At 76.3% G+C, this 19966-nt stretch carries 15 protein-coding genes; 8 read left to right on the forward strand and 7 right to left on the reverse strand.

The features are described 5' to 3' along the window. Positions 1-31 precede the first annotated feature (31 nt). Positions 32-592, forward strand: coding sequence for a helix-turn-helix domain-containing protein (locus tag ACFYM6_RS04645; RefSeq protein ID WP_387272243.1), 561 nt, complete (start codon positions 32-34; stop codon positions 590-592). Between the two features lie 34 nt (positions 593-626). On the opposite strand, the gene ACFYM6_RS04650 is transcribed toward ACFYM6_RS04645, so the two are convergent. The 3 genes from ACFYM6_RS04650 to ACFYM6_RS04660 all read right to left on the reverse strand — a co-directional run bounded on the left by ACFYM6_RS04650 (position 627) and on the right by ACFYM6_RS04660 (position 3357). Further along, complete coding sequence (locus ACFYM6_RS04650; protein WP_387272245.1) at positions 627-1604, reverse strand: ATP-binding cassette domain-containing protein; 978 nt, start codon at positions 1602-1604, stop codon at positions 627-629. Next, positions 1601-2392 (reverse strand): ABC transporter permease, encoded by a 792-nt coding sequence (locus ACFYM6_RS04655; RefSeq protein ID WP_387272796.1) that lies wholly within the window; start codon positions 2390-2392, stop codon positions 1601-1603. The genes ACFYM6_RS04650 and ACFYM6_RS04655 overlap by 4 nt, the downstream gene beginning before the upstream one ends. 113 nt (positions 2393-2505) lie before the next feature. Beyond that, complete coding sequence (locus ACFYM6_RS04660; RefSeq protein WP_387272246.1) at positions 2506-3357, reverse strand: ABC transporter permease; 852 nt, start codon at positions 3355-3357, stop codon at positions 2506-2508. Between the two features lie 161 nt (positions 3358-3518). Here ACFYM6_RS04660 and ACFYM6_RS04665 point away from each other — a divergent pair, with 161 nt between their 5' ends. After that, positions 3519-7874 (forward strand): WG repeat-containing protein, encoded by a 4356-nt coding sequence (locus ACFYM6_RS04665; protein ID WP_387272248.1) that lies wholly within the window; start codon positions 3519-3521, stop codon positions 7872-7874. A gap of 85 nt (positions 7875-7959) precedes the next feature. After that, positions 7960-8958, forward strand: coding sequence for an aldo/keto reductase family protein (locus tag ACFYM6_RS04670; RefSeq protein WP_387272250.1), 999 nt, complete (start codon positions 7960-7962; stop codon positions 8956-8958). Positions 8959-9061: 103 nt separating this feature from the next. On the opposite strand, the gene ACFYM6_RS04675 is transcribed toward ACFYM6_RS04670, so the two are convergent. Further along, complete coding sequence (locus tag ACFYM6_RS04675) at positions 9062-9856, reverse strand: site-2 protease family protein (protein WP_073833656.1); 795 nt, start codon at positions 9854-9856, stop codon at positions 9062-9064. Continuing rightward, entirely contained in the window at positions 9856-10056 is a 201-nt protein-coding gene (locus tag ACFYM6_RS04680) for a hypothetical protein (protein ID WP_387272252.1), read from the reverse strand. Before ACFYM6_RS04680 ends, ACFYM6_RS04675 begins: the two co-directional genes overlap by 1 nt. A gap of 135 nt (positions 10057-10191) precedes the next feature. Here ACFYM6_RS04680 and ACFYM6_RS04685 point away from each other — a divergent pair, with 135 nt between their 5' ends. The 4 genes from ACFYM6_RS04685 (at position 10192) to ACFYM6_RS04700 (ending at position 16464) form a co-directional block, all read left to right on the forward strand. Continuing rightward, positions 10192-12312 (forward strand): protein kinase, encoded by a 2121-nt coding sequence (locus ACFYM6_RS04685; protein WP_387272254.1) that lies wholly within the window; start codon positions 10192-10194, stop codon positions 12310-12312. Between the two features lie 84 nt (positions 12313-12396). After that, positions 12397-14346, forward strand: coding sequence for a bifunctional adenosylcobinamide kinase/adenosylcobinamide-phosphate guanylyltransferase (locus ACFYM6_RS04690; protein ID WP_387272256.1), 1950 nt, complete (start codon positions 12397-12399; stop codon positions 14344-14346). Then, positions 14336-15109, forward strand: coding sequence for an adenosylcobinamide-GDP ribazoletransferase (gene cobS, locus ACFYM6_RS04695; protein WP_387272258.1), 774 nt, complete (start codon positions 14336-14338; stop codon positions 15107-15109). Before ACFYM6_RS04690 ends, cobS begins: the two co-directional genes overlap by 11 nt. Positions 15110-15171: 62 nt before the next feature. Continuing rightward, entirely contained in the window at positions 15172-16464 is a 1293-nt protein-coding gene (locus ACFYM6_RS04700; protein ID WP_387272260.1) for a DUF2314 domain-containing protein, read from the forward strand. 82 nt (positions 16465-16546) lie between these two features. Here the strand turns inward: ACFYM6_RS04700 and gcvT are convergent, their stop codons facing one another. Beyond that, on the reverse strand, positions 16547-17677 hold the full coding sequence (gcvT, locus tag ACFYM6_RS04705; protein ID WP_387272262.1) for a glycine cleavage system aminomethyltransferase GcvT: 1131 nt from the start codon (positions 17675-17677) through the stop codon (positions 16547-16549). A 162-nt stretch (positions 17678-17839) separates the two neighbouring features. On the opposite strand from gcvT, the gene ACFYM6_RS04710 reads away from it, so the two are divergent. Continuing rightward, complete coding sequence (locus tag ACFYM6_RS04710) at positions 17840-19408, forward strand: leucyl aminopeptidase (RefSeq protein WP_387272264.1); 1569 nt, start codon at positions 17840-17842, stop codon at positions 19406-19408. A gap of 155 nt (positions 19409-19563) precedes the next feature. On the opposite strand, the gene ACFYM6_RS04715 is transcribed toward ACFYM6_RS04710, so the two are convergent. Beyond that, complete coding sequence (locus ACFYM6_RS04715) at positions 19564-19893, reverse strand: hypothetical protein (protein WP_387272798.1); 330 nt, start codon at positions 19891-19893, stop codon at positions 19564-19566. Between the last annotated feature and the right edge of the window lie 73 nt (positions 19894-19966).

Genomic DNA, 19966 nt, shown 5'->3' on the forward strand with positions numbered 1-19966 from the left:
AAACCGAACAAACCGACCTCTGGAGCGAACAATGGCCGTCGAACCCGCTCCCCCGCTGGCCACCATCGCGGCCGCGCTGCGCCGCGAGCGCGACCGGGCCGGGATCTCGCTGACCGAGCTCGCCCGCCGGGCCGGCATCGCCAAGTCCACCCTGTCCCAGTTGGAGTCCGGGGTCGGCAACCCGAGCGTCGAGACGCTGTGGGCGCTGGGGGTGGCGCTGGGCGTGCCGTTCAGCCGGCTGGTCGAGCCGCCCACGGCCGCCGTCCGGGTGGTCCGCGCCGGCGAGGGCCCGCGGATCCGCTCCGAGCACGCCGACTTCAGCGCCACGCTGCTCGCCGCCGGAGCGCCGCACGCCCGCCGCGACGTCTACGTGATGGAGCTGGAGCCGGGCGCGGTGCGGGTGGCCGAGCCGCACACCCCGCGCAGCGTCGAGCATGTCGTGGTCGCCGCCGGGCGGATGCGCCTCGGCCCGGAGTCCGACCTGGTCGAGCTGGGTCCGGGCGACTACGCCACGTTCCCCGGTGACACGCCGCACCGGTACGAGGCCCTGGTCCCAGGCACTTTCGCGGTGCTGGTGATGGAGCACCCGTGAGCCGGCGACGGCCCGGCAGGCCCCTGCGACTCGGTCACCCATGCTCACCGACCTCGGCCGGGGCGCGGTAGAGCCGGGCGACGACCTCCTCGATGTCCGGCTCGACGATCGCGATGTCCCGCAACGCGGCCAGGCCGGCCAGCCCGGCCACCACCTCGGCGACGGTCGCCGACTCCAGCACGAAGACCAGCCGGTGCCCGTCCGCCTCCACCCGCTGCAACGGGGCGCCGGGCAGTGCCGGCGGCTCGGGCAGCGCGGTGTCCAGCTCGGCGACGACCATCCGGCGGGAGCCGTACCGGCTGTGCAGGGCGGCGATCGAGCCGTCGTGCACCACCCGGCCGTGGTCGATCACCACCAGGCGCCGGCAGAGCCGCTCGATGTCGGCCAGGTCGTGGGTGGTGAGCACCAGCGTGGTGTCGCCCGCCCGGCCCAGCTCGGCCAGGAAGCCGCGCACCGCCTGCTTGCTCACCACGTCCAGCCCGATGGTCGGCTCGTCGAGGAAGAGCACCTCCGGGCCGTGCAGCAGCGCGGCGGTCAGCTCGCCACGCATCCGCTGGCCGAGGGAGAGCTGCCGGACCGGGGTGTCCAGGAACTCGTCGAGGTCGAGCAGGCTCCGGCACCGGGCCAGCCGGGCCGCGTGCTCGCCCGCGGGCACCCGGTAGACGTGCCGGAGCAGCTCGAACGAGTCGCGCAGCGGCAGGTCCCACCAGAGCTGCGAGCGCTGGCCGAAGACCACGCCGATGCGCAGCGCCAGCCGGGTACGCTCGGCCACCGGGCGCAGCCCGCACACCCGGGCCTCCCCCGCCGACGGCATCAACACGCCGGTGAGCATCTTCAGCGTGGTCGACTTCCCGGCGCCGTTCGGGCCGATGTAGCCGAGCATCTCGCCGCGCTCGACCCGCAGGTCGACCCCGTCGACCGCGGTGACCGTCCGCTTCTCCCGGCGCAGCCGGCCCGCCTTGATTCGGACCGTGAACTCCTTGCGCAGCCCGCGCATCTCGATGACGCTCATGATCCCGTACTCCGGTAGTGACGGATCCCGACCCGCCAGGCCAGGGTGGCGATCGCCGCGGCGACCACCGCGACGCCCGGCGCCACCCAGCCGACCCAGCCGGGCAGGCCGAGCGGGTCGGCCCGGCCGAGCAACGCCAGCGCCGGGTGATAGCTGACGAAGGCGAACCCCATCCCGTACGCGAAGAGCGCCCGGAACCAGCTGCCGTAGACGGTGACCGGGTACGAGGTGAAGTCACGCCCGCCGTAGGTGACCGAGTTGGCCAGCTCGCCGGAGTCGATCCAGTAGAACGACACGGTGGCCGTGGTGACGAAGACCGAACTGAAGAAGACCACCGCGGCGAGCGGGGCGACCACCGCCAGCGCCACCCGCTCCGGCGTCCACTGGATGCCGGCCGAGGCGAGCGCCACCACCAGCACGGCCAGCCCGAAGACCGCCCGGGAGACCTTGCGCAGCGGCAGGTCCATCAGCAGCAACTGGGGCAGCGCGGCCAGTGGGCGGACCAGCACGGCGTCGAAGAGGCCGGTGCGGACGTACCGGGGCAGCCGCTCGATGTTGCCGACCAGCAGGTCCGCGGTGGCGAACGCGAACGACGACAGGCCGACGATCACCAGCGTCTCGCGGAGCGTGAAGCCGCCGAGCTCGCGGGTGACCCCGAAGAGCACCAGCACGGTGACCACGTCGAACACCGTGGCCCCGACGTTGCCGACCAGGTCCACCACGAACGACGCCCGGTACGCGGCCTGCGACCGGGCCTGCGCGCCGAGCAGCGCCCGGTACGCGGCCAGCCCGGGCGGTCGCCGGTCCGCACCACCCGGCCACACCGGTCCACTCGCCACGGCCGACCGGCCCGGGTCGGTCAGCGTCCCCGGCTCAGCCACCCCGCACCGCCTGCCGCGGTTCAGCCACCCTGCACCACCAGGCGGCGCTCGGCTCGGCGCTGCACCAGGCGGCACAGGGCGAGCAGCGCCACGGCCCAGCCGAGCTGCACCCCGACCAGGCCGAACTGCATCGCTGCCGGGTCCCGTTCGACCAGCACGTCGAGCGGGATCTGGAGCAGGCTCGGGAACGGAGTCCCGTACCGCAGCCCGGCCTCCAGCCAGCCGGGCAGGAAGCCCAGCGGGAAGTAGAGGCCGGCGAGCACGCCGGAGCAGAGCGTCCACAGGATCAGCGGACCCCGGACGTCCTGCAACCAGTACGCGGTGGCGTTGACCAGGTATCGGCAGCCGAAGCAGACCACCACGGCGAGCAGCACGGAGAGCGCGAAGAGCGGCAGAGTGGCCCAGTGGCGGGGCAGGTACACGTCGAAAAAGAGCAGGCCGACCAGCACCGGCGGCACCAGCCGGGACAGCGAGGCGAACCCGGCGCGGCCCAGGTCGGTGGCGAAGTAGCTGGTCACGGGGTGGATCGGGCGGAGCAGGTCGGCGGCGATCTCGCCGGTCCGGATCCGGTCGGCCAGCTCGGTCCAACCCCAGATCGCGACCACCGCCAGCAGCCCCTGCCCGACCCAGACGAAGGTGGCGAGCTGGGCGCGGTCGTAGCCGGCGACCCGGCCCGCCGCGCCGGCGGCCGCGACGAAGATGTAGTAGCGCAGGAAGCCGAAAACGCTGTTGGTGACCACTCCCGCCACGGCGGCCTGGCGGTAGGTGGCGTGACGCCGAAACCCAGATCCCACTATGGCGCCGAATGTCCGAAACCATCGGGTAACGTTTGAGTCCGTGGGCGGTGCCACAGTGGCGGTGACAGAGCCCACGCCGCTACCCTCCTTCCGCAGTCACGACGTGCCGGACCGGGCGACTCTACCGGCGCGCCGGGCGCCCAGCGCGACAATTTCCAACGAGGTGACATCGCCGTGAGCGAGCGACGCGAGCCGGCCCGGGGGCCGCGCCGCGCCGGCGGCGACGGGAACTACCGATGAGCGGCTGGGACCAGTGGCGCGAGCCGGCCGAACCGTCCTGGGCCGCCGAACCCACCCACGAGTGGCGTCCACAGTTTCCGGGCCAGCGCTACCCCGGTGACATCGGCATCGAGTACCTGACCTCACCCGCGCCGCGTGGCCGGGCCGTCGTCGGCCGGGCCGAGGTGCACCCCGTCAGCCCCGCGCCGGCCGAGGACCCGTACCCGGTCAGCCCGGCGGGCCCGGACGAGCGGCGCGGCGGCCACCCGGTGAGTCCGGCAGGCCCGGACGGCCGGCGCGGCGCCTACCCGGTCAGCCCGGCAGGCCCAGACGGCCGGCGCGGCGCGTACCCGGTGAGCCCGGCGGGACCGGACGAGCGGCGCGGCGGATTCCCGGGACCGCGCGGTCCGGGCGAGCGGCGCGGGCACCCGGACGGGCGCGGCGCGGAGGAGCCGCACCCGGACGGGCGGCGGGCGTGGGCGGACCGGCGCGTCCCCGGCGACGGACCCCGGCGCGGCCCGGTACCGCACCCCGGCGACCGGTACGACCCGCACGAGCGGATCCCGGAGCGCGCCGCGGGCCGGCCCGACGACCGGTACGACCAGCGCTGGGTGCACCCCGAGCCGGGACGGTGGACGCCGGACGCGCAGCGGCCGGTCTCCCCCGCGCCCGAGCCCGGCTGGCTCCCGGAGCCCGGCGAGTTCCCGCCCCGTCCCCAGCCGCGACCGCCCTGGTCGGAGCCGCGCCGGGGCCCGGCCGACGGGCGACCCAACGGCACCCCGCCCAGCCCGATGGACCGGCGGCAGCCGGGGTACGACGGCCCGGCCGACCAGCGGCGCCCGGCATCCGACGGCCCGGCCGACCGGCGGGAGCGCGGCTTCGAGCGCCCAACCGACCGGCGCGACCCGAGCTTCGGGCCCCCCACCGACCGGCGCGGCCCCGCCTTCGGGCCGCCGGCGGACCGGCCCGACGCGGGATTCGATGGTCCACCCCGCCGCGAACGGGACCCCGGCTTCGACGGGCCACGCCGCCAGCCCGACCCGCGCCGGGAGGCCGCCGCGCGGGCCGAGACGTACCGGGACGCGCCGGACGGCCCCCGCCGATCGGTGGATCCGTACCGGCCGGAGCCCGGCCGGTACGACGAACCGCAGCCCGCCGGTTTCGGGCCGGGCGACCGGTGGGACGGCCGGCGTCTCCCGGGCGACCCCGGGCGCCCACGGGCCGAGGAGTGGCCGGTCGGCGAGCGCCGGCCCCGGACCGAGCCGGCCGCGTACCGGCCCGACGAGCGGCACCGCCCGCCGGCCAGCCCCGACCGCCCCCGCCCGGACGGGCCGCCGCCGCGCCCCGGCGACGAGGCCCGGTACGACGCCCGCCGTCCCGACCCGGCCGCGCACCGTCCGCACCCCGAGCCGGTCGGCCCGCGGGCCGAGGACGGGCCGGCGTTCCGCCCGGAGCCGTGGCAGGGCCGCCCGGCTGAGCCCGGTCCGGCACGCCCCGGCGACGGCTGGCGTCCGCCGGCCGACCCGGCCGCCCGGACCCGCCCCGACGCCGGGCGGGAACGACCGACGCCGGCTCGCCCCGAAGAGGTACGCGCCGCGACGCCCTCCGCGCCGACCCCGCCCGACGAGGTACGCGACCGGACGGCACCCGCCCAGCCCCGGCCGGTCTCCGGCGTGCCCGCGCACCCGGCCCCACCGCCCCCGACGGCCACGCCGGCCACCGCCGCGACCCCTCCCGCCGAGGCTCCGGTCTCCAGCCCGCCCGTCGGCACTCCGGCCGCCGGACCGGCTGCTCCGCCCGAGGCCAGGAGCGCGGCGGCACGCCCGCCCGTACCGGCGCCACCCGTCTCCCCGGCACCAACCGGACCCGGCACGGCCACTCCTGCGGCGGCCGGCCCGGCCCCGTCCTCTGCCGCGCCTCCGGCGGCGGCCACCGACATGCCCCGGCGGCCGGCACCCACCGCCGAGGCGCGGCCGGTCATGCCGGGCACCTCGACGTCCGGGGAGGCGGCCGACGGTGTGGCCGCGACGCCGGCCCCGCTGGAGGACGGCGGCGACCGCCCCGAGGCGGCGGCGGGGCCGGACCGACCGGGCCACGACGGGGCCAGCCGGAGGGTCGAGGAGGTGGAGGCCTGGTTCCGGCCGAGCCACCCCGTACCGCCGCCGACCGCCCCGGTGGACGAGGCTGCCCCGGCGCGCCCGGTCGCACCCGAGTCCGTACCGCCGGTCCGGCAGGGGGACCCGGAGGCCGCACGGCCGGTCAGCGCGCCGCAGCCCGCGGTGCCGGCCGGGCCCGGCGAGGAGTCCCCGGACCGCTCCGCGGTCGCCGCCCAGCCCGCCGCCGGGCAGCTGCGGCCGGCCGACCGCGACCCGGCACCGGCCGCCGCCCGGCCCGCCCCGGAGGCCGCCGCGGAGCCCGAGTCCGGAACCCCCGCCGCCCCTGCGCCGCCGGAGTACGCTGCGCCCACCACTTTGGAACCAACTGCTCCGGAGGCCCCCCAGACGGAGCCGGAACCCCCCGCAGCCGCCGCTCCGCCCGTGTCGGCGCCAGCCGCTCCGGACGCTGCCGTCCAGCCCCGACCGGAACACCACGCACCATCCGCCCCGGCCGCCGACGCTTCCGCCCAGACCGGTTCGGAGGGCGGGGCGCCCTCGCTGCGGCCCGGGTCGGGCTCGCCTGCCGAGCCCGGCACACCGCCGGTGTCGGCGCCTCCGGCCCAGGTCGCCGCACCCTCGGCGCCTCCGGTCCCGGCCGCCGTACCCTCGGCGTCGGCAGGTCCGACCGATGGGCCCCCACCCGCAACGCCACCCGTGTCGGCACCACCGGCCCAGGTCTCCGCACAGCCCGCGCAGGTCTCCGCACCGCCGGCCCAGGTCTCCGCACAGCCCGCGCAGGTCTCCGCACCGCCGGCCCAGGTCTTCGCACCACCGGCCCAGGTGTCCGCACCACCGATGCAGGTGTCGGCACCACCCGCGCAGGTCTCCGCACCAGCGGTACAGGCGTCAGTGTCGGCGGCGTCGGCGGAGCGGCCGACGGCGGAGACCGAACCGCAGGAGGTACGCCCGGCGGACCCGGAGCAGGCGCTGGGCGCGTTCCGGTGGCGGCTGCACCCGGAGACGCTGCGTGAGGAGGCTCCCGATCCGGAGGCGCTGCGCGAGGTCCGGGAGGGGCTCACCACGAAGCTCGGCAGCGCGCTGGACAACCGCAGCCGGGCCCGGCTGCTGAGCCTGCGGTCGGTGGCGTCCCGGATCCTCGGCGAGCTGGACGACGCCGTCGCCGACGCCCGGCTCGCCCTCACGTACGCGGACGCCACCGGCGAACTGCGGCGGACCGCGCTGGCCCGCGCGCGGCTGGCCGAGGTGCTGCGCTGGCGGGGCGAGCACACCGAGGCCGACCGGCTCTTCGCCGAGGCCAACTCGCCGGAGCTGCCCGACCGGCTGCGCGCGGCGCTGCACGAGCACGCCGGTCGGTCCTGCTACGACCAGGGCCGGCTGACCGAGGCGTGCCTGCACTTCGAGCGTGCCCTGGACCTGCGCCAGGCCGAGGACGCCGAGCTGAACGCGCGTACGGCGATGGCGCTGGACGCGGTCGCCGCGCGGGCCGCGACGGACGGCTTCGGGCCGAAGCCGCGGAGCCGGGAGGCGATCCTGGGCCGCGAGCGGTACCCGGTGCCGACCTTCGACGAGCAGCAGGAGCTGTGGGGGTACGCGGACGAGGCGGGCGAGCTGGTGGTCGAGCACCGATACGCCGAGGTGCAGCCGTTCCATGAGGGTGTGGCCTGGGTACGGCGGCCGGAGGCGTCCCGCTGGGCGCTGATCGACACCACGGGCGCGGCGCTGATCGAGGCGAACAACGGCTACCGGGCGGTCGGCTCGTTCTCGGAGGGTCTGGCCTGGGTGTCGATGGACGGCAAGGGCCGGTGGATGGCGGTCGACCACACCAACATCGTGAAGATCCCGCCAGGGTTCGAGGACGTGCGACCGTTCCGGGGGGGCCTGGCGGCGGTCCGCCAGAACGGCGGCTGGGGCGCGGTCGACCTTACCGGTCAGGTCGTCGTGCCGACCCGCTACCACGCCTTCACCACCGCCCTGGCCGACGGCCGCCAGGTGGACGGCTTCACCGAGGAGGGGCTGGCCGTGGTGGAGCTGGCCGGTCGTCGGGGGGTGGTGGACCGCAGCGGCCGGGTGCTGGTCCCGCCGGCGTACCCGGCGCTGGTCGTGCACCCGGTCGCCTTCCTGGTCGGCGACGGGTCGGGCCGCTGGGGCGCGCTGGACCGCCGGGGCGAGCCGCTGATCGACCCGGTACACCCCGGCCGCGCGGCGGTGATCGCCGAGATCGACCGGCTGCTCGCCGACACGACACCGGTGCTCTGACCCCCGGATCACGCCGCCTGCCCGGCCGAGCATCACACCCGCGTCGCGCCTCGGCGCGGCCACCCGGCGGGACTAGGGTCGAGGCATGGAATTCCGACACCTAGGCCGCTCGGGCCTGATGGTCAGCGAGATCTCGTACGGCAACTGGATCACTCACGGCTCGCAGGTCGAGGAGCAGGCCGCGGCCGCCTGTGTGCGGGCCGCCCTGGACACCGGCATCACCACCTTCGACACCGCCGACGTGTACGCCGGCACCAAGGCCGAGGAGGTGCTCGGCCGCGCGCTCAAGGGCGAGCGCCGCGAGGGGCTGGAGATCTTCACCAAGGTCTTCTGGCCGACCGGCCCGGGGCGCAACGACCGCGGCCTGTCCCGCAAGCACATCATGGAGTCGATCAACGGCTCGCTGCGCCGCCTGCAGACCGACTACGTGGACCTCTACCAGGCCCACCGCTACGACTACAGCACCCCGCTGGAGGAGACGATGGAGGCGTTCGCCGACGTCGTGCACTCCGGCAAGGCGCACTACATCGGCGTCTCGGAGTGGAAGGCGTCGCAGATCCGCGAGGCCCACCAGCTCGCCCGCGAGCTGCGCATCCCGCTGGTCTCCAGCCAGCCGCAGTACTCGATGCTGTGGCGGGTCATCGAGACCGAGGTGATCCCCACCTGCGAGGAGCTGGGCGTCGGCCAGATCGTCTGGTCGCCGATGGCGCAGGGCGTCCTGTCCGGCAAGTACCTGCCGGGCCAGCCGCCGCCGGTCGGCTCCCGGGCCACCGACGAGAAGTCGGGCGCCGGGTTCATCGCCAAGTGGCTCGGCGACGAGGTGCTCACCCGGGTGCAGCGGCTCAAGCCGCTGGCCGAGCAGGCCGGGCTGACCATGCCGCAGCTCGCCATCGCCTGGGTGCTGCAGAACCCGAACGTCTCCTCGGCGATCGTCGGGGCGTCTCGGCCCGAGCAGGTGCACGACAACGTCAAGGCGGCGGGCGTGAAGCTCGACGCCGACCTGCTCAAGGCGATCGACGAGATCGTCGAGCCGGTCACCGAGCGGGACCCGGCGAAGACCGAGAGCCCGGCGCAGCGCCCGTGACGCTCTCCCCGGGCCGGCGCGGCCACCGCGCCGGCCCGGGCCCTTCCCGGGTACGCCGAGGCATGGCCGCCTCCGCCGCTGCGCGGCGGCTCCCGCCGCCCGGTCAGCCCCGCCAGAAGCGGATCAGCTCGAACCCGAGTGCGTAGAGCTGGGGCGGCAGCCCGAGGAAATCCGCCACGCTGAAGAGCGCGCCGAAGAACCAGCCGTTGATCCGCGGACTCCACAGCAGCGCGAACAGCAGGATGAAGCCGTACGGGGCGAACAGGTCGTACATCCGGCGGTACTGCGGGCTGAGCCACGGCTGGATCATGTTGCCGCCGTCCAGCCCGGGCACCGGCAGCAGGTTGAGCACGCTGGCGGTGAGCTGGAGGAACGCCAGCAGCCCCACCCCGGCCCAGAACTGCAGCGGACCGACGTTGCCGTACCCGAGCCACAGCGCCGCCACCAGGACCAGGGTGAACAGCACGTTGGTGGCCGGACCGGCCAGGCTGACCAGGGTGTGCCGCAGCCGGCCGGGGATGGCGTGCCGGTCGACCCAGACCGCCCCGCCGGGCAGGCCGATGCCGCCGAGCAGCACCACCACCACGGGCAGCACGATCGACAGCAGCGGGTTGGTGTACTTCAGCGGGTTGAGCGTCAGGTAGCCGCGGTGGGCGATGTCCCGGTCGCCGGCGCGGTAGGCGACCACCGCGTGGGCGTACTCGTGCAGGCAGAGCGAGACCAGCCAGCCCGAGACCGCGAAGAGGAAGACGTCGAACCGGACGTTGCCGTAGCCGTGCCAGGTCATCACCCCGCTGACCACGAAGAGCGCGACCAGGGCGAGGAAGATCGGGCTGGGCCGGAACGCCGCGCGGGGCACCCCGAGCACGAGCGGTTCGCCCGGGCGGTCGTAGCCCATCACTGGGCCGGGGGCTGCAGGCTCATCCGGTATTCCACCCGGTCGTCCTCGACGAGCGCGACGGAGGTGACGCCGGACGCCGCGAGCTCCCGCCAGGTCTGGCCGATCCACGACTCGGCGTCCGCCTGGCTGCTGAACGACTCGGTCGGTCCGTCGACCGATTCGCCGTTAGCGCCCTCGTACCGCCAGCTCCACGCCATGCCGCGTCTCCCCTCGCCGCCGTCGTTCCTGGGACGGAACCCCCGCAAGCGTAGTCGGCCGCACGCGGGCACCACGTTCCGGACGGGGCCGCCGCTGGATCATGGCGCCCGCCGGCCGGCCGGTACGGTGGCCCGGTGCTGACTGAAGGAGTCGTGCTCCGCGACCGCTACCGGCTGAACGAACGCATCGCGACCGGCGGCATGGGGGCCGTCTGGAAGTGCACCGACACCCTGCTGGGTCGCGAGGTCGCGGTGAAGGTGCTGCTGCCGTCGCTGGTCGCCGACCCCGAGTTCACCACCCGCTTCCAGGCCGAGGCCCGGATGCTGGCCGCGCTGCGGCACCCCGGCATCGTGCAGGTGCACGACGCCGGCTCCGCCACGCTCGCCGACGGCAGCCAGGTCAGCTACCTGGTGATGGAGTACGTCGACGGCGAGCCGCTGGTGGCCTGGATCCGCCAGGCCGGCCGGCTCGACCCGGCGTCCACCATGTCGGTGGTGGCGCAGGCCGCCCACGCGCTGCACGCCGCCCACCTCGCCGGGATCGTGCACCGGGACGTCAAGCCGGGCAACCTGCTGGTCAAGCGGGACGGCACGGTGGTGCTGGTCGACTTCGGGATCGCCCGGGCCAGCACCATGGCGGGGATCACGGCCGCGCACATGGTGCTCGGCACCGCCTCGTACATGTCGCCGGAGCAGGCCACCGGCCAGGCCGTGTCGGCCGCCACCGACGTGTACGCGCTCGGCGCGGTCGCCTACTACTGCCTGGCCGGCCGGCCGCCGTTCGACGGCGACAACCCGCTCCAGGTGGCGCTGCGGCATGCCCAGGACGAGCCGCCACCGCTGCCGGTGGGCACGCCCCCGGCGGTGGTCGAGGTGGTCCGCCGGGCGCTGGCGAAGCGCCCCGCCGACCGGTACCCGACCGCGCTGGCCCTGGCCGAGGCCGCCCAGGACGTCCGGGACGCCACGCTGGCCAGCGTGCCCGTCCCGGCCCGCCCGCCGTGGGCGGTGGCCGGCCCGGCCGTGCCGGGGCCCGCCGTGCTCCCGACGCCGGACGCCCCGGCCGCTCCCGATTCGCCCGCCACGGCCGGTCCGGGCGCCGCGGCCCCGGGCCTCGCCGGCGGTACCCCGCCGGGCGGGTCGGCCCACGCCGGGTTCCCGGCCGGCCCGGGCCCGGTGTCCGCCGCCCCCGCCGGTCCGGGCGGGGCGGAGCGCCCCGCCGCTGGTCCGGCGCGTGGCGTCGGGCCGGCCGCTCCGGGTGCCGCCCCAGCGCATGCCGGCCCGGCCGCGACGGTCGGCCCGGGGCCGGCCCACCCCGGCACGGTCGGCGGCGTCAGCCCGGCCGCCGGTGCCGGCGCGGGCGCCGGCCCCGGTGGCCGGTCCGGACCGAGCGCCCACCCCACCGCCGGGCAGCCCGCCGGGCCCGCGAGTCCGGCCCCGGCCGGTCCCGCCTGGTCGGTCGGGGCCGCGCATCCCGGTCCGCGCCCCGGCGGGTACGGCCCGGAGCAGGACCGGCACGCCGGCCCGGGCGTACCGCCGACGCTGGAGGAGTCGACGGGGCGCCGGGGGCGGGGGCGGGTCCTCGCCCTGGCGGGCGCGGCCGCCGTCGTCCTCGTCGCGCTGGCGACCGCCGGGGCGGTGGCAGCGCTGGGTCCCGAGGACCAGGCCCCGTCGGGCAGCCGGACGGCGCTGACCGGCGAGTCGGCCCCGGCCGACTCCGGGCAGCCGGAGCCGTCGGCCACCGGGGCGGCCCCCGAGTCGCCGGCAAGCCCCACCGGGCGGCCCGGCCGGTCGCCCTCGGCCACGCCGAGCCGCTCCGCGCCGGGTACCACGGTTCCGTCGGCCGGCGCGTCGTCGGCACCGACCGGCGGCGCCACCGGCGCACCGAAGCCGACGAAGACCACGACCGCCCCGCAGAAGCCCAACCCGTACACGGCCGGACAGGCGTGCGGCAGCGGGTACCAGGTGATCGACTCGGCGACGCTGACCGCGAACGGCGTCCGCAAGGGTCGGGTCTACCTGCTCTACAACACGGCCAGCGGGGCCAACTGCGTGGTCACGCTCAAGGACACCGACGTCGGCCGGGCCACCACGGTGTCGGCCTACCTGGAGGTGCAGGGGAAGACCCGCGAGACCGACCGCGGGGCGTTCGAGTACTACGCCGGGCCGGTCCGGGCCGGTGCCGCCGGGGCCTGCGTGAAGTGGGGCGGGTCGCTCGGCGGGGCCAGCTACGGCAGCGGCTTCGAGCACTGCGGCTGAGCCCGCCCGGCCGCCCGGGACGGCCCGCCGGTCAGCGTCCGGGCCGGCAGGCGGTGACCGGCCGGGCGGCCGTAAGGTACGGGCATGTCCGTTGACGGGTGGAACACACTCCTGGTGCTCGGCGGTATCCGGTCCGGCAAGTCCGAGTTCGCGGAATCGCTGGTCGCCGACGCGCCCACGGTCCGGTACGTGGCCACCGCCCCCGAGGGGGACCCGGAGGACACCGAGTGGGCGACCCGCCTGGCGGCGCACCGGGCCCGCCGGCCGGGGAGCTGGACCACCGAGGAGACCGCCGCCGACCCGGGCCGGCTGGCCGAGGTGATCGCGGCGGCCGGGCCGAACGAGACGCTGCTCGTGGACGACCTGGGCGGCTGGGTGACCGTGCTGCTCGACCCGGCCCACCAGCCCGCCGACGACTCCGCCACCATCGCCGAGCTGGCGGCGGCGGTCCGCGGCAGCGCCGCCCGGCTGGTGCTGGTCAGCCCGGAGGTGGGGCTCTCCCTGGTGCCGACCACCCCGCTGGGCCGGGCGTTCACCGACGCGCTCGGCGCGACCAACCGGGCGGTCGCCGACGCCTGCGACGCGGTGGTGCTGGTGCTGGCCGGTCAGGCCGCGTGGCTGAAGCCGGCCGGCGCGCCGCCGCGCCCCACCGTGCCGGGGCCGGCCGGCCCCGGCCAGGCGGGCGCCCCCGCCGCGCCGGCGCAGCCGGACGAGGCGCTGCCCGAGGTGCTCACCCCGGCCGTGGCGCCCGCACCGAGCCCCGCCCCCGCAGGGGAGCCCACCGCCTGGGCCGCCCCCACCATGGCGCTGCCGATGATCGCCACCGGCCTGGTCATCCAGCCCGGCATGGAACTGCCGATGCCCGACGAGTACGCGGGCCCGCAGGCGATCGACCGGCTCGCCACCCTGGACCTCCCCGGCGCCGGCCTCGGCGTGCTGGACCGGGTGGTCGGCTTCGCCGCCGCCACCCAGGGCACCCCGACCCCCGCGCCGTGGAACTCGGTGCGCGTCCTGCTGCTGCACGGTGACCACGCCGGCGGAGCGTCGGCCGGGGTGGCCTCCGGCGAGTCGGCCCGCCGCGCCCGGCAGGCCCGGGCCGGCCAGGGGGCGCTCGCCCGGCTCGCCGCCGAGTGCGGGGCCAGCCTCCAGGTGGTCGAGGCGCCCGCCTCCGCCGCCATGGAGGACGGGCCGGCGCTCTCCGCCGAGCAGGTCGAGTCGGCCCTGCGGTACGGCTGGCGGCTGGCCGAACAGGCCGCCGACGCGGGCGTACACGTCCTGGTGCTGGCGGCGTGCGGCGCGGGCACCGAGGCGGCGGCCGCGGCGGTGCTGGCGGCGACGGCCGGCGCGGAGCCCCCGGCGGTGCTGGGCCGGGTGATCAGCGAGCAGGGCCTGATCGACGACGCGGCCTGGATGGCCCGCTGCGCGGCGGTCCGGGACGCCCTGCACCGCACCCGCCGCAGCTCGCGCGACGCCAAGGAGGTGCTGGCCGAGCTGGGCGGCGGCGACATCGCGATGGCCACCGGCGTGCTGCTCGGGGCGACCGCCCGCCGCATACCGGTGCTGCTGGACGGGCCGGTCGGGGTGGCCGCCGGCCTGGTCAGCCGCGACCTGGCCGGGCAGGCCCGGCACTGGTGCCTGCTGCCCGACCACGGCGGGCAGCCCGCCGTGCGGCTCGCCGCCGACGTGCTCGGCCTGACCCCGCTGGTGGACCTGCGGCTCAACCTGGGCGAGGGGGCCACCGCGCTGGCCACCCTGCCGCTGTTGAACTCGATGCTGGCGCTCGCCGCCGGCCTGCCGGTGCACCCGGCACTGCGGGGCGGCGCGGACGACGAGGAGTTCGCCGAGCCGGAGCCGGCCGGCCCCGGGCCCACCACCACCGAGCCGGAGCCCGTTCCGCCCCCCTACGAGCCGGAGTTCGCCGAGCCGGAGTTCGCCGAGCCGGAGCCCGCCGGGCCGGGACCCAGCAGGCCCGTTACCGCGGAGCCGGACGAGCCGGTCGCGGTGCCGGAGTCGGCCGACCGGCGTGCCGACTGAGCCCCGGTTCGCGGACGGGATCCGGCTGGCGGTCACCACCTTCACCACGCTGCCGGTGCGGGCCGGTCGGGTCGACCGGGCGGCGGCCGGCACCGCGATGGCGCTCGCCCCGGCGGTCGGGGCACTGCTGGGCGCGTTCCTCGCGGCGGTGCTGCTGTTGACCGCCGCCCTCGCTCCCCCGCTGGTCGCCGCCGGGGTCACCGTCGGGCTCGGCGCGCTGCTCACCCGGGGCCTGCACCTGGACGGGCTGGCCGACACCGTGGACGCGCTGGGGTCGTACCGGCGGGGCGCGGCGGCGCTGGAGATCATGAAGAAGCCGGACGTCGGCCCGTTCGGGGTGGTCGCGCTGGTGGTCGTACTGCTGCTGCAGGCGGCGGTGCTCGCGGAGCTGGCCGGGCGGTCGTGGCCGGCGGCGCTCGCCGCGGTGGCCGCCGCCACCGCCGCCGGCCGGCTCGGGGTGGCCCTGGCCTGCCGGCGCGGGGTGCCGGCGGCCCGGCCGGAGGGGCTGGGCGCGCTGGTGGCCGGCACGGTGGGGCCGGTCGCCCTGGTGGTCGGCACGGCCGCCGTCGCGCTGCTGGCCGTGCCGGCGGTGCCGGGCCGTCCGTGGCAGGGGCCACTCGCCGTCGTCGCGGCGCTCGCCGTCGCGGCCGGGCTCGGCACCCACGTGGTACGCCGGCTCGGCGGGATCACCGGGGACGTGCTCGGGGCCACCGTGGAGATCGCCACCACGCTGGTCTACCTGGGACTGGCGCTGTCCGGCTGAGCGTCACCCGTCCGGGCAGGTAGCGTTCGGGACGAGGCACCGGCACGGTCGAGGGGGACGACATGCTCATCACGGACGACTTCCTGCCCGTACCGGTGCCGGAGTCGCTGGACGCGACCTATCTGGTGCCCATCGCGGGGCTGCCGAAGGTCAGCCCGAAGACGGCGGTGGAGCGCCTGACCGGGCGGCTCGCCGAGCCGGTGCACGGGCTGGCGCGGCAGATGCTGGACAGCCCGCTGATGAGCGTCGACACCCGGCCGATCGGCGAGTTCCCCGAGCTGCCGCCGGACCTGCTCACCGCGTTCGGCGCCACCGAGGCCCAGCTGGCCCGGCTGGCCGCCGCCACCCACCTCGTGGTGGTCCAGGCCGAATACCGGCCGGGCTGGCCGCCGGCGCACGAGTGGGCGGCCCGGGCGGTGGCCGCGGCGATCGCCGAGACGGTCGACGGGGACGTGGTGGACGTCTTCGGCCTCCAGTTCCTCGACCCGGCGGCCGCGCTGCGCTCGCTCCCCGACGAGCAGGGCCGGATCCGGCTGGTCGACTGGGTGCTGGTGCCGTATTCGTCGGACGCCGACGGGCTGTGGTTCACCACCAAGGGGCTGCGCCGGTTCGGGCTGCTGGAGCTGCAGGCCCAGGGGGTGCCGGACCACCTGACCCGGGCCTGGGGCGCGGTGATGACCGGTGCCGCCCGGCGGCTGCTGCGGGACTGGACCGAGGGGCTGGCCGGCGAGGAGGTGCCCGCGTTCGTGCAGCTCCCGGTGCTGGCCACGGTGACCGGGCACGACATCGCGGTGGCGTACGGCAATCCGGAGCAGCACGGTGCGACCGCGCCGGTGCTGCTGCGGCTGGAGCTGGACCCGGCCACCGACCCGGACGCCGACTCGTTCCTCAGCCTCAACCCGCCGCCCGGGCATCCCGGCCCGGCCGGCCGCTATTTCGCCGCCGCCTGCGCCACCCTGTTCAACGGCATCCAGCCGGACGTCCGGTACGCCCGGTCGGGCGACGCGATGAGCCGGGCGATCGCCACCGCCCGGGCCGGCCTGGGCGACATCCGAGCCCGTTTCCTCGCCGGTCAGTTGCCCGCCGAGACCCAGCTCGTGGTGAAGTACGGCCTGCCCGGCGACGAGGGTCCCGAGTTCGTCTGGGCCGGGGTGACGTCCTGGGATAGCCCGGAGCGGATCGTCGGGGCCAGTGCCAGCGACGCCGCCACCGACCCCACGGTCCGGATCGGCGCCCCGGTGGTCGTGGCGGCGACGGATGTCGTCGACTGGGCCCTGCTCGACAGCACCGGCGTCATCGAGGGCGGCTGGACCCAGGCGGTCCTGGACGCCGGCGAACCCCCCACCGCCGACTGACGCCCGTTTCTCCGTCGATCATGAGGTTGGCGGCGTCAACGGAGATCGACATCGCCGCCAACCTCATGATCAACGCAACAGGTCAGCGGACCGAGGGCTGGACGAAGGGTGGGCGGTGAAGGCGCAGGGGGGCGCGGCGGCCGCGGATGTCGACCTCGAGGACCTCGCCGTCGGCGAGCTTGGGCTCGGTGTCGATCAGGGCGAGCGCGATGCCCTGCTTCTTCGTCGGGCTGAACGTGCCGCTGGTGACCGTGCCGACCCGGGTGTCGCCGGCGTACACGGCCATCCCCGGGCGCGGAATCGCCCGGTCGACCGCCTCCAGCCCGCGCAGCGTACGCCGGGGGCCAGCGGCCTTCTCGGCGAGCAGCACGTCCCGGCCCCAGAAGGCTGGCTTGTCCCAGCCCACCGCCCAGCCGGAGCGGGCCTGCACCGGGGTGATCTCCAGCGAGAGGTCCTGCCCGTGCAGCGGGTATCCCATCTCAGTGCGCAGGGTGTCCCGCGCGGCCAGCCCGCAGGCCCGCAGCTCGTACGCGGCCCCGGCGGCGAACAGCGCGTCCCAGACGGCGACCGCGTGCTCGGCCCGTACGACCAGCTCGTAGCCCAGCTCGCCGGTGTAGCCGGTACGGCACACGGTCAGCTCGACGCCGTCCAGCGTCGCCGCCGAGAAGCTCATGTAGTCGTGCTCGGTGGGCAGGCCCAGCGCGGCGAGCAGCTCCGCCGAACGCGGCCCCTGCACGGCGAGGACGGCGTACTCCTCGTGCTCGTCGTAGACGGCCACCCCGGCCGGCGCGGCGACGCGCAGCCGGCGGACCACCTCGGCGGTGTTCGCCGCGTTCGGGATCAGGAAGACGTGGTCGTCGGCGTGCAGGTAGGCGATGATGTCGTCCAGCACGCCGCCGGTCGCGTCGTCGCAGCAGAGCGTGTACTGCGCCTTGCCGGGAGCGATCCGGCCGAGGTCGTTGGTGAGGCAGGCGTTGACGAAGTCGGCGGCGCCCGGCCCGGCGACCCGGGCCTTGCCGAGGTGCGAGACGTCGAAGACACCCACCCCGGTACGTACCGCGGTGTGCTCCTTGAGCACGCCGCCACCGGCGTACTCCAGCGGCATCTCCCAGCCGCCGAAGGGGGCGAACTTGGCGCCGGCGGCGGTGTGCCGCTCGTGCAACGGGGAACGGCGCAGCCGGGTCGCGGCGGCGTCGGAGGTCACCTCGGTCATGGGTGGCAACTTACCGTCACCTGAACGCCTGGTTAGCATCGGCGGGACCCGTCGGAGCCCATCGGCGGGACAGCAACGCGTCCGGCGGGTAGGTTGCCGCCGGAGACCTTCATCGCCGGTACGCGACCCCGCGGCCGGCCCGGCCCGCCCGGAGTAGCTTCAGTGACATCGCCCCGCACCACCCTCAGCCTGGTCGACACCGACCCCGCCGAACTCACCGTCGACGCGATCGTGATCGGCGTGCACAGCCAGACCGCAGAGCAGAGCTCGGGCTCACCCGCCGGCGCCCTGCTGCTGGCCAGCGGCGCGGAGAGCATCGCCGCCGCGTTCGACGGCAAGCTGACCGAGACGCTGGCACTGCTCGGCGCGACCGGCGGCCCCGGTGAGGTGATCAAGCTGGCCACGCTGGGCACGATCACCGCCCCGGTGGTCACCGCCGTCGGCCTCGGCCCCGAGCCGTCCGGCGCGGCCCCCGCCCCGGAGGCCCTGCGCCGGGCCGCCGGCGCGGCGGTGCGCGCCCTGGCCGGCGCGCCGCGCGTCGCGCTCGCCCTGCCGTTGCCCGACGACGCCGACGCCCCGGCCGCGCTGCGCGCGGTCGCCGAGGGTGCGCTGCTCGGCGGGTACCGGTTCGCCGGCTACAAGACCAAGCCGCAGCCCGGCCGGCGCGAGCCGGTGGCCGACGTGCTGATCGCCGTGCCGGACGCCGCCGACGCGACCGCGCAGGCCGAGGTCACCCGGGCCCTGGCGGTCGCCGGCGCGGTGCTGACCAGCCGGGACTGGGTCAACACCGCCCCGAACGAGCTGCGCCCGCCGGCGTTCGCCGAGGCCGTGGCCGCCGCCGCCCGGGAGGCCGGGCTCGGCGTCGAGGTGCTCGACGAGGCGGCCCTGTCCTCCGGCGGGTACGGCGGCATCCTCGCCGTCGGGCAGGGCTCGGAGGCCCCGCCGCGGCTGGTGAAGCTGACCTACACCCCGGACGGTGGCGGCAATTGCAAGCGGGTGGCGCTGGTCGGCAAGGGCATCACCTTCGACACCGGCGGCATCTCGATCAAGCCGGCCCAGGGCATGTGGGAGATGAAGTCCGACATGGCCGGCGCGGCGGCGGTCGGCGCGGCCATGCTGGCGGTCGCGGCGCTCAAGCCGTCCGTGGCGGTGACCGGCTACCTGCCGATGGCGGAGAACATGCCGTCTGGCACCAGCTACCGGCCGGGCGACGTGATCACCATGTACAGCGGCAAGAAGGTGGAGGTGCTCAACACCGACGCCGAGGGCCGGATGATCCTCGCCGACGGCATCGCCCGGGCCTGCGAGGACGGCGCCGACTACCTGTTCGAGACCTCGACCCTGACCGGCGGTCAGGTGATCTCGCTGGGCAAGAAGATCGCCGGCGTGATGGGCACCCCGGAGCTGTGCGAACGGGTGCAGGCGGCCGGTGAGGCCACCGGCGAGCCGGCCTGGCCGATGCCGCTGCCGGACGACGTGCGCAAGGGCATGGACTCCGACGTGGCGGACATCTCGCAGGTCAACGCCGGCATGGACCGGGCCGGTCACATGCTCCAGGGCGGCGTCTTCCTGCGCGAGTTCGTCACCGAGGACGTGGCCTGGGCGCACATCGACATCGCCGGCCCCGGCTACCACTCGGGCGAGGCGACGGGCTACTGGACCAAGGGCGGCACCGGCGTCCCGGTCCGCACCCTGGTCCACCTGGTCGAGGACGTCGCCGCCAACGGCTGACCCTCACCTCTTGTCGACGGGGTGCCCCCTTCCGGGGGCACCCCGTCCGCGCGTCTGCCCGCTGGAAGAGCCGCGCGACTTCGGGGAGGTTGCCGGGTCCGGACGCGTGCGGCGACTTCCGCGGCGTTGCCGCCTCAGCGCTGAAGGAGCGGGCGTCAGAAGAGTTCGGGGCGGCGCTTGCGGCGTTCGTTGTAGTCGCGCATGCGCTGCGGATAGCCCATCAGCCGGACGTCGTAGATCGGGATGGCGAGCTTGTGGGCGAAGCGGCGCGCCTCCTCCGGGCTGCCGACCCGCCGCCGGGTCCACTCGCCGTCGTCGGCGATGAGCATGACGGTGGTCTCGGTGACCGTGGTCCGGGGCTCGAGGTACGCCTCGACGCCACGCCGGGTGCGGACAAAGTTCTCAAGGTGGTCCAGATCGGCGCGCTGACCGACGCGGTCGCGACTCACCGCGTCCGTCCGCTTGCGTCGTCGGAACAGTCCCACCGCGCCCAACCCCTCCCCGTACGTCATCGAAGACGGTGCCAAGCGTACGTGGCGGCGACGTGTCGTTGGGCAC

The organism is Micromonospora sp. NPDC006431, from assembly GCF_042870725.1.
In the GTDB taxonomy this organism is placed as follows: Bacteria; Actinomycetota; Actinomycetes; order Mycobacteriales; family Micromonosporaceae; genus Micromonospora.

Excerpts from the sequence above, each read along its gene's own strand:
- ACFYM6_RS04650 (WP_387272245.1), bottom strand. The coding sequence starts at position 1,604 with ATGAGCGTCATCGAGATGCGCGGGCTGCGCAAGGAGTTCACGGTCCGA.
- ACFYM6_RS04680 (WP_387272252.1), bottom strand. The coding sequence starts at position 10,056 with ATGGCGTGGAGCTGGCGGTACGAGGGCGCTAACGGCGAATCGGTCGAC.
- ACFYM6_RS04665 (WP_387272248.1), top strand. The coding sequence starts at position 3,519 with ATGAGCGGCTGGGACCAGTGGCGCGAGCCGGCCGAACCGTCCTGGGCC.
- gcvT (WP_387272262.1), bottom strand. The coding sequence starts at position 17,677 with ATGACCGAGGTGACCTCCGACGCCGCCGCGACCCGGCTGCGCCGTTCC.
- ACFYM6_RS04700 (WP_387272260.1), top strand. The coding sequence starts at position 15,172 with ATGCTCATCACGGACGACTTCCTGCCCGTACCGGTGCCGGAGTCGCTG.
- ACFYM6_RS04645 (WP_387272243.1), top strand. The coding sequence starts at position 32 with ATGGCCGTCGAACCCGCTCCCCCGCTGGCCACCATCGCGGCCGCGCTG.
- ACFYM6_RS04670 (WP_387272250.1), top strand. The coding sequence starts at position 7,960 with ATGGAATTCCGACACCTAGGCCGCTCGGGCCTGATGGTCAGCGAGATC.
- ACFYM6_RS04675 (WP_073833656.1), bottom strand. The coding sequence starts at position 9,856 with ATGGGCTACGACCGCCCGGGCGAACCGCTCGTGCTCGGGGTGCCCCGC.
- ACFYM6_RS04690 (WP_387272256.1), top strand. The coding sequence starts at position 12,397 with ATGTCCGTTGACGGGTGGAACACACTCCTGGTGCTCGGCGGTATCCGG.